The sequence below is a fragment of the Pseudomonas sp. HLG18 genome (assembly GCF_051903985.1).
In the GTDB taxonomy this organism is placed as follows: domain Bacteria; phylum Pseudomonadota; class Gammaproteobacteria; order Pseudomonadales; family Pseudomonadaceae; genus Aquipseudomonas; species Aquipseudomonas fluorescens_BT.
Window position 1 is genome coordinate 3976799 of the sequence record NZ_CP195831.1, and the last position, 13549, is coordinate 3990347.

The 13549-nt window shown below is 59.0% G+C and carries 12 protein-coding genes; 4 read left to right on the forward strand and 8 right to left on the reverse strand.

What is annotated here, in order from left to right; translation table 11 throughout:
* Positions 1 to 21 precede the first annotated feature (21 nt).
* On the reverse strand, positions 22 to 540 hold the full coding sequence (gene msrB / locus ACSPX5_RS18245; protein ID WP_439820035.1) for a peptide-methionine (R)-S-oxide reductase MsrB: 519 nt from the start codon (positions 538 to 540) through the stop codon (positions 22 to 24).
* A gap of 151 nt (positions 541 to 691) precedes the next feature.
* Here msrB and ACSPX5_RS18250 point away from each other — a divergent pair, with 151 nt between their 5' ends.
* The 3 genes from ACSPX5_RS18250 (at position 692) to ACSPX5_RS18260 (ending at position 3745) form a co-directional block, all read left to right on the forward strand.
* Positions 692 to 1408, forward strand: coding sequence for a response regulator transcription factor (locus tag ACSPX5_RS18250; protein ID WP_096822804.1), 717 nt, complete (start codon positions 692 to 694; stop codon positions 1406 to 1408).
* Positions 1405 to 2925 carry a HAMP domain-containing sensor histidine kinase gene (locus ACSPX5_RS18255; protein ID WP_439820036.1) on the forward strand — a complete coding sequence of 507 codons (1521 nt, stop codon included), beginning with the start codon at positions 1405 to 1407 and terminating at the stop codon, positions 2923 to 2925. Before ACSPX5_RS18250 ends, ACSPX5_RS18255 begins: the two co-directional genes overlap by 4 nt.
* Before the next feature lie 115 nt (positions 2926 to 3040).
* Complete coding sequence (locus ACSPX5_RS18260; RefSeq protein WP_439820037.1) at positions 3041 to 3745, forward strand: hypothetical protein; 705 nt, start codon at positions 3041 to 3043, stop codon at positions 3743 to 3745.
* A gap of 73 nt (positions 3746 to 3818) precedes the next feature.
* On the opposite strand, the gene ACSPX5_RS18265 is transcribed toward ACSPX5_RS18260, so the two are convergent.
* From ACSPX5_RS18265 to ACSPX5_RS18290, 6 genes are all read right to left on the reverse strand, one after another.
* Positions 3819 to 4544 (reverse strand): NTP transferase domain-containing protein, encoded by a 726-nt coding sequence (locus tag ACSPX5_RS18265; protein WP_439820038.1) that lies wholly within the window; start codon positions 4542 to 4544, stop codon positions 3819 to 3821.
* On the reverse strand, positions 4541 to 5143 hold the full coding sequence (locus ACSPX5_RS18270; RefSeq protein ID WP_439820039.1) for a gamma-glutamyl-gamma-aminobutyrate hydrolase family protein: 603 nt from the start codon (positions 5141 to 5143) through the stop codon (positions 4541 to 4543). Before ACSPX5_RS18270 ends, ACSPX5_RS18265 begins: the two co-directional genes overlap by 4 nt.
* Positions 5140 to 7500 (reverse strand): PEP/pyruvate-binding domain-containing protein, encoded by a 2361-nt coding sequence (locus tag ACSPX5_RS18275; protein WP_439820040.1) that lies wholly within the window; start codon positions 7498 to 7500, stop codon positions 5140 to 5142. Before ACSPX5_RS18275 ends, ACSPX5_RS18270 begins: the two co-directional genes overlap by 4 nt.
* A 77-nt stretch (positions 7501 to 7577) precedes the next feature.
* A complete protein-coding gene (locus ACSPX5_RS18280; protein ID WP_169431820.1) occupies positions 7578 to 8888 on the reverse strand; it encodes an ATP-grasp domain-containing protein in 1311 nt (436 codons plus the stop codon).
* Positions 8889 to 8906: 18 nt separating this feature from the next.
* Positions 8907 to 9524 (reverse strand): CDP-alcohol phosphatidyltransferase family protein, encoded by a 618-nt coding sequence (locus ACSPX5_RS18285; protein WP_169431821.1) that lies wholly within the window; start codon positions 9522 to 9524, stop codon positions 8907 to 8909.
* 32 nt (positions 9525 to 9556) lie between these two features.
* Complete coding sequence (locus tag ACSPX5_RS18290; RefSeq protein WP_439820041.1) at positions 9557 to 10750, reverse strand: MFS transporter; 1194 nt, start codon at positions 10748 to 10750, stop codon at positions 9557 to 9559.
* Positions 10751 to 11306: 556 nt separating this feature from the next.
* Here ACSPX5_RS18290 and ACSPX5_RS18295 point away from each other — a divergent pair.
* The gene (locus tag ACSPX5_RS18295; protein ID WP_169431823.1) at positions 11307 to 12737 is read left to right on the forward strand and encodes a PLP-dependent aminotransferase family protein; all 1431 of its coding nucleotides are present in this window, start codon (positions 11307 to 11309) and stop codon (positions 12735 to 12737) included.
* Here the strand turns inward: ACSPX5_RS18295 and ACSPX5_RS18300 are convergent.
* Positions 12734 to 13543, reverse strand: a complete 810-nt coding sequence (locus ACSPX5_RS18300; RefSeq protein ID WP_439820042.1) for an N-acyl homoserine lactonase family protein — start codon at positions 13541 to 13543, stop codon at positions 12734 to 12736. The genes ACSPX5_RS18295 and ACSPX5_RS18300 overlap by 4 nt on opposite strands.
* Between the last annotated feature and the right edge of the window lie 6 nt (positions 13544 to 13549).

Below are 13549 nucleotides of genomic sequence, written 5' to 3' on the forward strand. Positions count from 1 at the left end.
AGATTGCAGGCGGGCCATGACTCAAACCGCCACGGGTTTGAAGGTCATGGCCAGGCCGTTCATGCAGTAGCGCAGGCCGGTGGGCTTTGGCCCGTCGTCAAAGACATGTCCCAGGTGACCACCGCAGCGCCGGCAATGGACCTCCTCGCGGGTCATGCCGAAGGAGCGGTCCTGGCGGGTGGCCACGGCGCGTTCCAGCGGCGCCCAGAAGCTCGGCCAGCCGGTGCGGCTGTCGAACTTGGTGTCCGACGGGAACAGCGCCAGATCGCACCCGGCACAGGCAAACGTGCCGGCCCGATGCTCGTTGTTCAGTGGGCTGCTGTAGGCCCGTTCCGTGCCTTCCTTGCGCAGCACGTCGTATTGCTCGTCGGTGAGCAGTGCATGCCACTCGCTGTCACTGTGGGTCACTTCGAAAGCCTCGTCGGCAAGCGCCTCACTCACCAGCGCGGAGCCCGTGGATAATTTTGGCAATACACCCGTCAGTAACGCTGCAAGCCCCAGCCCGCCGCCTGTTGCGAGAATCTGTCGCCGTGAAAACATGGCCTTCTCCCAAAATTCCAGATGCCTGTCGTGGAACACAGCCTAGGCTTGGGTTGATCGCCAAATCCTCACGGGAAGTTAAACAATTCGTGATAACTCGCCCCGAGGAAAACCCGCACAATGCGCACATTGCGCCGAAGGATTGAGCTTCATGGAACAGACCAAACGCGTCCTGGTGGTCGAGGACGACCTGCACATCGCTGACCTCATTTGCCTGCATCTGCGGGACGAACAATTCGAGGTGGTGCACAGCGCCGATGGCGACGAAGGCATGCGCCTGCTGCAACAAGGCCACTGGGATGCGCTCATCCTCGATCTCATGCTGCCCGGCGTCGACGGCCTGGAAATCTGCCGCCGCGCCCGGGCCATGGCCCGCTATACGCCGATCATCATCACCAGCGCCCGCTCCAGCGAACTGCACCGCATTCTCGGCCTCGAACTGGGCGCCGACGATTACCTCGCCAAACCGTTTTCGATGCTCGAACTCGTCGCCCGGGTCAAAGCACTGTTGCGTCGGGTGGACGCCATGGCGCGCAACCTGAAGATGGACGCCGGCAGCCTGAGCCTCGATGGCCTGACCATCGACCCGATCACCCGTGACGTTGCCCTCAACGGCCAGCGTCTTGATCTCACGCCTCGGGAGTTCGACCTGCTGTATTTCTTCGCCCGCCAGCCGGGCAAGGTGTTCTCGCGCATGGATCTGCTCAACGCAGTCTGGGGCTACAGTCACGAAGGTTACGAACACACGGTCAACACCCACATCAATCGCCTGCGGGCGAAGATCGAGGCCGATCCGGCACAACCGGTGCGCATCCTTACGGTGTGGGGCCGTGGCTACAAATTCGGCACGAGCGCAGAGCAACCATGAAACTGACCCTGACGCAGCGCCTGTCTCTGGTATTCGCCGTGTTGCTGCTGGCGTGCTGCGGCACGTCCGCGTGGCTGCAGGTGCGCTCCAGCCAGATGCATGAACTGGAGGTGGTGCAGGGCCTGTCCCGGGATCTGGCGCAGCACATCGCCCACGACACGGTGCTGATGGACAGCAACGGCCTGATGCCTGGCGCGGTGCGCGAACTGTTCAGCCAGTTGATGCTGGTCAACCCGAGTGTCGAGGTGTACCTGCTCGACACCGAAGGGCGGATCGTTGGCAATGCGGCGCCGGAAGGACGCCTGCGTCGGCAGACTGTCGATCTCGCGCCGATTCAGCGATTGCTCAACGATCAGCCATTGCCGATCCTTGGTGATGACCCGCGCAGCCTCGACGGCCGCAAGGTTTTCAGCGCCGCCCCGTTGCAGGTCAACGGCAAGCCGGCCGGGTATCTTTACGTGGTGTTGCTCAGTGAAGCCCATGATCGCTTTGCCGAACGTGGCGCCACCAGCGCGGCGCTGAATACGGCGTTGCTGTCCATCGGTCTGGTGGCGTTCCTGTGTCTGATTGCCGGTCTGACGGCATTCAACCTGATCACCCGACCGCTGCGACGATTGACCGAAACCGTGAGCCAGTTCGACATCGACGGTGCGCCGCAAACGCTTCCTGTCACTCCGAACGCTGTGGACAAGTTCGCCGATCCGGATGAAATCGCCGTACTCGACGCGGCGTTCCGACAAATGCAAAACCGCCTCGGTGAACAGTGGCGCTCATTGACCCGCCAGGATCAGGAACGCCGGGAACTGGTGGCGAACATTTCCCATGACCTGCGCACACCACTGGCTTCGCTGCACGGTTATCTGGAAACCCTGTCGCTCAAGGACGCCACACTGTCTCCCGAAGAACGCCGCCGCTATCTGGGGATTGCCCTGGACCAGAGCCGCAAGGTCGGCGGACTCGCGCAGTCTTTGCTGGAACTGGTGCGCCTCGAACATGGTTTTGTGCAGCCGATACTGGAGAAGTTTTCCCTGACCGACCTGGTGCAGGACATCTTCCAGAAATTCGAACTCGGGGCCGAAGCCCGGAACGTCGAGCTCAAGGCCCGTTTCAGCGCCAACCTGCCGGCCGTCTGCGCCGACCTCGGGCTGATCGAACGAGTGCTGACCAATCTGGTGGACAACGCCCTGCGTCACACACCGCAAGGCGGCGAAATCGAACTCGGCCTGATGTCACGTGGCCAATTGGTCGAGGTGACCGTAAGCGACTCCGGGCCCGGTATCGCCGCCGAACTGCGCGAAGGCTTGTTCCTGCGTCCCTTCAATATCGGCGGCGCGCGACGGGATGGCGGGCTGGGCCTGAGGATCGTGCACCGGATCCTGCAACTGCATGGACGCGAGATCCGCTTGCTGGATGTCGCCGGGCGCGGGGCGACCTTTCAATTCTCGCTGCCGGTGGATCAACAGGACGCCGAGCAGTGGATCGTCCGCTCGATGAACCTGAATACGCCAGGCAAATGATCTCCATCGGGCCGTTGCTCCGTGACAACACCGCCCCGCTCCCCTAAATTAGTCGGCCTGAAAAAGCCCCCCATGCTTTCTCGTCTTATCCCAAGTTAAAAGTAGTGAAATTTCAATGTCCGATTTCAACACCGCTGAATCCGTAGTCACCCTGTCGTCCAAAGCGGAATACGAAAACTCCATCAATCTTTCACAACACATTCCACAAGCGAAGATCATCAGCGAGATGGTGCTCGACGCGTTCCAGTCGACCCGCGAGAGCGAGCAGATCCGCGAACTGCGCGCCGCGATCCGTCAGGCTCACGATCGCTTCGATGACGATCAGGCCTACGAGCTGATGGGCCAGCTCAAGCGCCTGAAGGACGCCGAGGCAGCCGACATTGCGGCGCTCGAAGACCTGAGCAGCAAGTTCCCGATCAGCCGCATCCTGTCCAGCTTCAAGGACGACCCGGCGTTCCAGGAAATCGTCTACGGCCTGGCTCTCAAGGTGCTGAACCAGACCCATCAGGCCATCAGCAACCCGGGCGGCGGCAAAAGCAAGGCTGCCCGTGCCAAGAAAGATGTCGAAGTGTTCAGCATCCGCAAGGACGGCATCAGCGTGACCCTGCCCCTGCGCACGCCGCGTTCGCGCCTGAGCGTGGATCGTGAAGCGCTGGAGTTCCTCGGTTTCACCTTCGTCGGGGAAGGCGAAGAAGCAGAAATCGAAGGCGAGACCTTCGTCGACAACGCCGGCACCGAACACGCGATCAACCGCAAGAACATCATCACGGCCCTGCAACAGCAGACCGCGTTCGACGGTTACAGCATCGCTGCCCAGTAACACGGCGACCGCAAAAAAAAAGCCCCACGCTGTCCGGCAGCGTGGGGCTTTTGGTTTTTACGACGGGCAATCGTCAGAGCTGTGGATAAATCCGCTCGTACAATCGCACATCCGACGGGCAATCGATTTCGCCCCAGGGTTCATGGGTCGGCACTCCCTGAACCCGGATACCCGCTTCGATTGCCAGAGAAAACAACGAGGTCATGTCCACCTGATCGCGCTGTTCGGTACTCAGATCCGCCAATTGTTCATTCAATCCGCGCCAGCCCGCCGGGGTCAGCTTGAACAAGCCCATGTACTGCCCCTGAATCTGCTCCAGCGACTGCGCGCGATGGCCGATCTCGCAGATCTGTCCGTTATCGATGACAAAGCGCTCCATATCGTCCAGCGGCTGCTCGAAGCGTTGCTGCCAGAGCTCGACTGCGCGTGGGTCATAGCCCAGAACGATATCGCCCTGCGCTTGCGTCAGATCACGCACCAGAGCCGGCGAGTAGAAAATGTCGCCATAACTCACCACACACGGTTCGTCGTCGAGCCACGCTTGCGCCGCACTCAAGGACTGGCGAATACCGGTGGTACTCCACAACGGGTTGATGAACAGCCGATCAGCATAGGCGGCAAGCATGTCGCTGCGATAACCGGCGACAATGCCGATTTCGCTGATACCGCCGGCGCGCAACGTGTTGACCGTGCGCTCGATCAACGGGATCGCATTAAACTCGACCAGCGCCTTGGGCCGTTGATCGGTCAGCGATCCCAGTCGGCTGCCGCGCCCTGCCGCAAGAATGATTGCCTTCATGGTGAAACTCCAAAAACCTGGCGGACCAGCGAAAGGTCGGCACTGTCAAAGGGGGAATTGCGCTCGGGATGCCACATCACCGCGCTGTGGCGGGCGTCCGGATGGCTGACCGCTTCAATCACGCCATCGGCGCTCTCGGCCTCGATTTCATAGCCCAACGGAACGGAACGGAACCCGTAGTCGTGGAACGAATTGACACGTCGGGGCGCACCGCGATACCGGATGTCGTGACTGCCGACATGATCTGTGACCGGTGCAAGTGCGGCGCCAGCCCGCGTGAGCATGACCTGCATGCCGCGACACACCCCCAGCACCGGCAATCGCCGTCGTTGCGCCCAATCCAGCAGCAGCGCTTCAGTCTCATCGCGCAGATCGGCGCTGCCGGTCAGAGCCTGACAGCTTCCACCTCCGGTCAGCAGCACCCCGTCAGGCTCGAATCGCTCCAGCAATTGCCGACTGACGGCGGGATCGTTCGGCAGGTACAACGGCAGCACTGCGCATTGCGTCAGAAACGCCGTCCAGCGCTGGTCGATCGCATCGCGCCACTCCTGGCGCGCGGTATCGAACAGGCGCAGCATGGTCACCGCGATCAACGTCACGACAGCACCTGAATCCGCCGCTCGGCGCAATCGAGGATCAACCGTTTGCTGTTCAGCAGGCTGCGAAACTTCACGTCACCGACGCCGATGGCGGCGGGAATCGCAAACTCCCTGGCGCGGATCGACATGTGCGAGTTTTCCCCACCGTAAGCGGTGATGAAGCCGGCGATGCGGTGGGTGAAAATCCAGTCGAATCCGGGATCGGCGTTTTCGATCAGGACAATGCAGCCCTCGATATCGCGTTTGCCGATGTCTTCCGCACGCAACACCGCGACCGGCGCCTGCGTCGAACTGCGGGTGATGAAGTTGGGGTTGCACGATTCGATGGCGTGAGCCAGCAAATCCTGCGGTTTGCAGACGATCACCGGGGTACGAATGTTCTGCGTCTGTTGCCAACGCGTGCGGTTACTGGCGATCTTGTCGCGAATCGAGTCCAGTCGCACCTCTTCCAGGTTGCCGACAAAATCGCCAAGCCTGGCGAAGCTCAGTTCATCGAGACTCAATTCATGCTCGCGCCCCCAGCCTGCCAGCGCCTTGAGCGCCTGGGACACGAACCCGCCATACAAGTATTTGACCTTCTCGCGCGCTGCCACGGCGGCATCGAGGAACTTGAAAAACTGCTCCGCCGACACCCGGAACCGGCACTCGTCGAACGCCTGCTGCACCGCCAGGCGGATCTCGCCACTGATCACCCTTGGCCCTTCGTCACGCTGGGCCCGTTGCGGCGGCGTGCTCCAGTCGAAATACGCTTGCGGACTTTCGTCATAACGCGCCACACGCACGTCATAAGTGCCAGGCCGCACATGACCATGCAGGCGCAGGAACGCTTCTTTGTGCAGGATGCGGAAGTCGTCGGCCATCTTGCGCCCGACCGTGTGCACGCCACCGATCATCCAGTCGGTGAAGCCCGCCGGGATGCGCTGCTGGTTTTCCAGCGACTTGATCACCGCTGTCGCCACGAACGCTGCCCGGGCGACCCCGGAAAACACTTCGCCCACGACCTTTGCATCGGCGAGTGCGTGACGCAGACGATGCAACGGGTCGACGTTTTCAGGGTCGCGATCCAGGCGCTCTACCTTCTGTTCGATCCGCGGCAGTCGCGTCAGATCCGAAAAGAACGGGCCATCGGCACTGATGATATGTTCGGTGACGCTTTTCAGTTCGGCCAGATAGAGTGCGCGCTGCCCGGCATTGAGCCCCTTGAAGGCCGGGATCGACTCGGCGGGCATCGCAGCCAGTTGCGGTGTGAAACAGGTGGGAATGATCGAGAACTCGATCTTGTCGTGCAACGACTGATGCGCCCCCAGATGTTCACAACATTGGGTGACCACCGAGTTGACGATCGACAGCGGCAAACTCGCAGGGATGAACGACTCCACGCTGTAGGGAATGCAGATATAGGGTGAGCCGCTGAACTGATACATCAGCGGCTTGTTGCGCATGTCACGGTAGCCATAGCGGAACCGGGCCGATGCCCAGTTCACGTCGGTGATCAGTTCCTTGTACAGCGAGTAGGCCAAGGGACGTGGCTTGACCCCAATCATCTCGGCCGGGTTCCAGTCCGGCATCAGCCCCAGAAAGGCATGCACGCCGAGTTCGGGCTGACGGGTCTTGCGGGCCAGTCCTTCGAGTAGCACCACTTCCGAGTCGAGTACCGCCTGTAACCCGATGTCCGCCCGCGCATCGATGTTGTCGATGCCTTGTCCGGTCATCGGTCGCACTTGAAACAGCAGCGGCCCGTCTTCGGTAATGGCGAACTCGATGTCCAGCGCATCGCGTTCGGTGAGTTGTTCGACTTCGGCCAGCAAGGCAAACAGCCCCTTGAGCGCTGCCGGTTCTGCAGCGGTCTGGGACTTGATCGCAACAAATGAATGAACGGTGCCGGTGCCGGCCGTCACGCCATCGGTTCCGTGACCGGGCACATAGTCGACCACGTAATACGGCAGGCCGGATTCCGGATCGCGGGTCATCGCCACGCCCGAAGCCAGCACCCCGGTCGCCATGCTTTGAATCAGCACTTCATCGAAGTCACGCGCCTGCCCATAAGAAGCAATCACTTGCTCGATGGCCTGCTGCAGCGCTGGCGCGCCGCAGACATTACCGACCGAGTCGTACATCCCGGCGCCCGAGGTGCCATCCTGATCTTCGGTCAGACTGCTCGAACGCACGATCAAAGGCTGATCACCGAAGCGCCTGACACAGTAATCCAGAATCGCCTGGGGTTTATTGCGCCAGTTTCCCACAGTGAACCGGTGCAGAGGCAGCACACGACCGTTCTGCAGAAACGGGGCAAGGCTTTCCAGTGTTCCGGCCTTACCGGAAAACTCGAAGGGACTGACTAAAGTCATCGACTGCATGTCGTCTTCCATTGAGAGAGGTCATTACATTCCGTTGTGAGCCGTGACGGCCACCGGGAGCCGGGTACAACGACGATTTACAACAACTCGGGGCCGGTGTATTTCGCCAGTTCGTTGCCGTACAACAGCGACAGTTCGGCCAGGAACTCATTGCCTTTTTTCGCTGCGGCATAAGGACAGCTGTCGAGCACGATCACATGGCCGATAGTGCCGATGTTGCCGCTGTAGACACTCACCTGCTGGCCAGGAACCACGTGCGCCGTGCAGAACTCGATGGCGTACTTGTCCAGAAGCGGCTGCAACAGACTTGGGTCGTAGCTTTCGCAAATGCTGCCGCCATGACGCGAAGCGACCGTCACCACGGTGCCGGCGGTTTCGATCAGCGAATCGTCGATCTTGATGGTCTCGCCCAGGTGCAGGCGAATGAGCATTTCGAAGGGATCGATACCGGTCAGCATCCGGTACATCTGCGGAGCAACGCTGCCCATCATGCGGGCATTGATTTCCACCAGGCACGGACCTTTTTCGTCACGCAGCAGCTCGACGTGATACAGACCGATGTCGAGTTTCAGCGCACTGAAAACATCCTGTACGTATGCCTTGATTTCATCACGCGCGGCATTGTCCAGACCCGACGGCATGGTCGCGGTCATTTCGAGGATTTCGTTGTACTCGGCGCGGAAACGGATGGTCGTCGCATAGCACGACACCACGCCCTTTTGCACGATCACTTCGGCCGAATGCAGCGTGCCTTTGACGTATTCCTCGATCAGGTATTCACGGCTGACCAGTCCATCGATCATCGGGTCCGATTCGGAACGGGCCTGGCGGATGTTCTCGACGAAACCGTCGAAATCCTGCCGAGTAAAACAGATCGCGGAAAACTGCTTGGAGAAACCACGGGTAGGCTTGACCACGAACGGCAGTGCCAGTCGTGGCGCGACACCTTCAGCCAGCTGGCTTTCAGTGAGTACCTGGAAATCAGGTGAGCGAACATTATTGGCTCGCAGCGTTTCGCGCAGACGACTTTTATAGACCGCACCGCACAGATGCTCGTGGCTTGGATAACGGGTACCCAGCCACTCCGACTCTCTGGCCACCGCCACAATGGCGGCTTCAGATGTGGTGATCAGCGCATCGATCTTGCGGGCTTCGTTGAGCTTGACCAGCAGGTCGTGGAATTCGCTACCTTCCAGCGATCCGACCCGAATGTATTCATCGACATGCTTGAGGTACGGTTCGATCTTCGATTGATCACCCTTGACCGAGATGGTCAGGAACGACATGTCGCGCTGGTGAATGAAGGTCACGTAACAACCCAGACGCTTGGCCGCTTCAAAGGCCAGCAGGCCACTGACCGTGCTGTCGACCAAAACAACGTGTTTCATAAGGAACGCTCCATGTAGTTATGCGTTGTGCAGGAGAAAACTGCTCAGAGAAAACACCACCGCGATGAACGTCACCGTAGGAACCGCCTTGAATTTCGGCAGTTTCAGGCTGGTGACTTGCAATACGGCAATCAGAAAGGTCAGCCACAGAACGCTGTGTTCCGAAGCCTTGCCAGCGGCGACAGCCTGGAACGCGAGCGCGAACAGCAGGCCGGAATAAGTGGTTGGCAATCCGCGATAACCGACCGGGGCATTCGGGTCGTTGATGGCGAACACCGCCAGGCGCAGAACACCCGATAGCACCAGCGCAGCAGCGGCCGACACACCGGGCAAGGAAGGCGACAGCAGAATCAGGATCAGCGCCGGCGCAACGCTGAAGTTCAACAGGTCGGCAAAGCTGTCCAGGTGTTTACCGAAGGCACGACGGGGAGCATCAGCGGCCAGCCAGGTTCTGGCGATGTGACCATCAACGAAATCCAGAATGGCCGCCAGGCATATGATGCTCGCGGCCCAGGACAGACTTCCCCGGTAGGCGGTCACGACCGCAGCGAAGGACAACAATATATTTATTGTTGTCACCCAGTTAGCGAGGTCGAGAAAACGGACGAACGGAAACACCGGCACAATAATGCGCATGACTCATGACTTCCTTGTCTTATTTGATTTGATTAAACGACTTGCTCGGCGGCTCTTGTACCGAACGACAATAACTTTATAGCGAGCAAGTAAGTAACAACGAAAACAATACTGGTGATAAACAGCCCGACCTGCTCAACCAATAATGTTCCGAGAAAGATAGTAACTATCATCCCTGCATAGACACCCGCGTACTGAACCGATGCGACTAATGGCATGGCATGACCGGGCGTCGCCAATACCACATCCGACTGCAGTTTGAAAAATGCCAGTTCAAAGAAAAAGATGTAGAAAAAGTACGCCACGTAACTTGAAGAGAACCCGCCACCGAAAGCGGCAGTCATCATGAACAATGCACTGGCACACGCCATCGACAACGGCGCCAGCCGATGCCCACGCTTGTTCAGCCTGTAATAAACGATGGCTCCGACCAGGGCAGCGATGCTGTTCACCGCTTGCAACAGCCCGACATAACCTTCCGACAAACCCAGCACGTGGGCAGGCAGCAAAATCCGGGAAACGTTGAAGAAACCCTGATAGACGCTCACGAAAACGATGAAGCTGATGAAACTGTGGCGCAGCTGCGGTGTGCTTTTCATGAGCGCCGAAAAAGTCGCGATCAGCGCCGTGGACGCTGGCACCCCGGTACTGACCGAGCGCTCGGCCCGTGGCAGCAGAAACGCCGCGATAGCTGCGCAGGCAAACAGCGTGGCGGTAATCAGCAAGGCGTGCCAGGGCATCATTTCACCCTTGACCAACGCCATGGCGGCACCGGCAATCCCGCCGGCGATGAACTGCGCCGTGAGAGTCAGCGGCACTGTCGACTCCACGTTCTGCGAATTGAAATAGCACTTGATCGCAACGATCCGCCCTACCCGCTGCAAAGCATCCAGTGCCCCTATCGCAATACCGCCGACGACGGCAATCAACGCAAACGTCGGCAACACCGAATACACCAGGATGGCGACCAGCAACGCCACGGCATTGGATAACAGCAACAGGGCGCGTGGGGAGACGCGATCAGAGAGCCGATAAATCTGCCCGACGAACAGAACCGGCAACACCATCGGCGAAAACAACACGATTTGAGAATACAGCAGGCTACCGGTTTCTTTATAAGTGTAATAAGAAAGGTAGATATAACTGAGCGTCGATGCACAGATGGCGCAAAGATTGATGATCCATATAAGGATCGTCAGTTTTTTCGTAGAGAGGGTGTTGCTCATTATGATCCTTCACTGTGCAAGCTTCCTGCTTGACGGACACGCTATCGTAAAAAACAATACTGGGCAATGTCTTTTAATAATTTTGTCATCTATCTCTGAATGAAAAAAACACGCACTCTTTTAGTGCGCGAAGTTAGACAAAGTCACCTTGTTGTTACAAAGGACGTGCAACAACACTCAGACCCATAATGACTTATTAGTCGCGTTGATTTTCCCTGGCCAGGCAAAAAGAAACTGCCTTCGGTTGCACTGTTTCGATTCAAAACAAACATAAGTACAACCCGATACTTTCGGCGGTTGCACCCACCCCGTCGATTGCATCTCTCAAGCCCTGCCAGGCCCCCCTCCACCAGACCATTTGCAAAGTGCCAGTATCTGCGGCACTCAATGCCGGTCCCTGAAAGTCACAGGCGCCGGACGGCCGCGACAGCCCACCCGATGCCTTTTACGCCGGACACCTCCATTTTTCTCAACCCTTGAGCACCACGGATCCGCCTGCAGGGAGCATCGAATCATTTTCCAGCCAACGACGAGTGGTGCGTTTGCTGAGGCTCTCATGAATACCCCACCCCTCTATCGGCAACTCGCCAATCACTATCTCGATGCCATTCGCAGCGGCACCCTCAAGGCAGGCGAACGGTTGCCCTCGATCCGACTGATGATGGAAAAACATGCCGTCAGCCTCTCCACGGCAGTGCAGGTGTGCCGCGAACTGGAACACCAGGGCGTGCTGGAAGCCCGTCCACGTTCGGGCAACTTCATCCGTCAGCCCGACAAATTGCCCAAATCGCCAGCCATTGCAGCCCCGTCACCTGTGAGCACCGACGTGTACGTCGGCATTCATGAACAGGTGTCGTCGGTGCTCAAGGCCAGCCAGGGTCTGTCGATCAAAGTCAATTTCGCCAGTGCCTACTGCGCGCCCGAACTGTATCCACTGAAGATCCTGCAGGCCCACATGACCAAGTCCCTGCGCCTGGATCAACACCTGCTCGGTGCTCCGGGTTCTGCCTGTGGCAACACGCTGCTGCGTCAGGTCCTGGCGCGCCGCGCCTTGGCCAGCAAGGCCAATCTGCCGGCCGAGCGCATCGTCATCACCAACGGTGCAACCGAGGCGATCAATCTTGCGTTGCGCGCAGTCACTCAACCCGGCGATATCGTGGCAGTGGAATCTCCGACCTTCTATGGACTGCTGCAAATCCTTGAGAGCCTCAATCTGCGGGTGCTCGAAGTGCCGACAACCAGCGACACCGGCCTGAACCTCGACGTCCTCGAACAATTGCTCGCAGGAGCAAAACCGATCCGCGCGCTGATCGTCATCCCCAACCTGCAGAATCCGTTGGGCAGCATCATGCCCGACGCCCACAAGGCGCGGCTGGTCGAGTTGTGTGATAAACACGGCACCGTACTGATCGAAGACGACACCTATGGCGATCTGGTGGATACCGAGCAACCGTTGTCGACCCTCAAGCACTGGGATCGTAACGACAACCTGATTTATTGCGCCTCACTGAACAAAACCCTGGCACCGGGCATTCGCCTGGGCTGGATAAGCGCCGGGCGCTGGCATGAACGTGTAGAGATGCTCAAACATACGCAGTCGCGTGGTTGCGAGGCATTGTCTCAACTGGCGGTCAGCGCCTTGATGAAAACGCCCTCCTACGAACGTTATCTGCGTCGTTTGCGCAAGACACTCACCGGGCAACGCCAGCAAATGAGCAGCGCGATCCTGCGTCATTTCCCCGCCGGTACTCGGGTCACGTCACCTCAGGGCGGCACGTTGCTGTGGGTGGAACTGCCGCGGGAGTTGTCGGCCATGAGGTTGTTTCACGACGCGCTGAAACTCGGTATCCAGATCACGCCAGGTGACATCTTTTCCAACGCCAAGCGCTTCGGTCACTGTGTGCGTATCGGTTGCGGCGCGCCGTTTTCACCGCGTATCGAGGACGCGGTGAAAACCCTTGGACGACTGCTGGAGAACCAGTACTAGCCAGCGGACAACGGCGGCAGGTGCAGACAAATGATGTGCGGATCACCGTTCCAGTGAACGAAACGCTCGGCGATCAATGGATCGTGACCGGGAATGACATGGTCTTCACCGTCCGCCAATTCATCGATCCGATCGAACGCCTCAAGCGTGCGCGCCAGATCATCGAGAATCGGAAACGGACTGCGCTGGCGGATGTTGGCCCACAGGTGGGCGGCGTCGGAGGCCAGTACGATCCAGCCGCGCTCGGTGAACACCCGCACCACCTGGCTGCCGGGTGTGTGACCGCCGACCGGATGCAGGGTGATGCCCGGCAACACTTCGACACTGCCGTTGTGCAAACGCAAGCGCCCTTCGAACAATGGCGGCAGGGCCGACATGACGTCCTCGACCTCGTAGGTTTTGTTGAGGGTGCGATGGGTCATTTTCGGCCCGGTGCAGAAACGCAGTTCAGCTTCCTGCAAATGCACTGTCGCATTGGCAAACAAACCGATGTTGCCGGCATGATCCCAATGCAGATGCGTCAGGATCAATTGTTTGACTTGCGCAGGATCGATATCCAGTTGCCGCAGGGAGTTTTCTGGCCGGCGATACATCTGACGATCACGCCGGCCCGCCGTGGCAGGCTGGAAGCAAGTATCGACCACGACCACGTGCTCGGCATTGCGAATGACCCAGAAGTAATAGTCCAGCGGCATTGGCGCATTCGGGTCACCGCAACAGGCGTCGTAAAGAAAGCTCTCGCGGGCTGTGCGTTGTGCATTGGCCCCGACACGGATGGCAAAAACTTCGTACTCAGGAACAGACATGTTCAC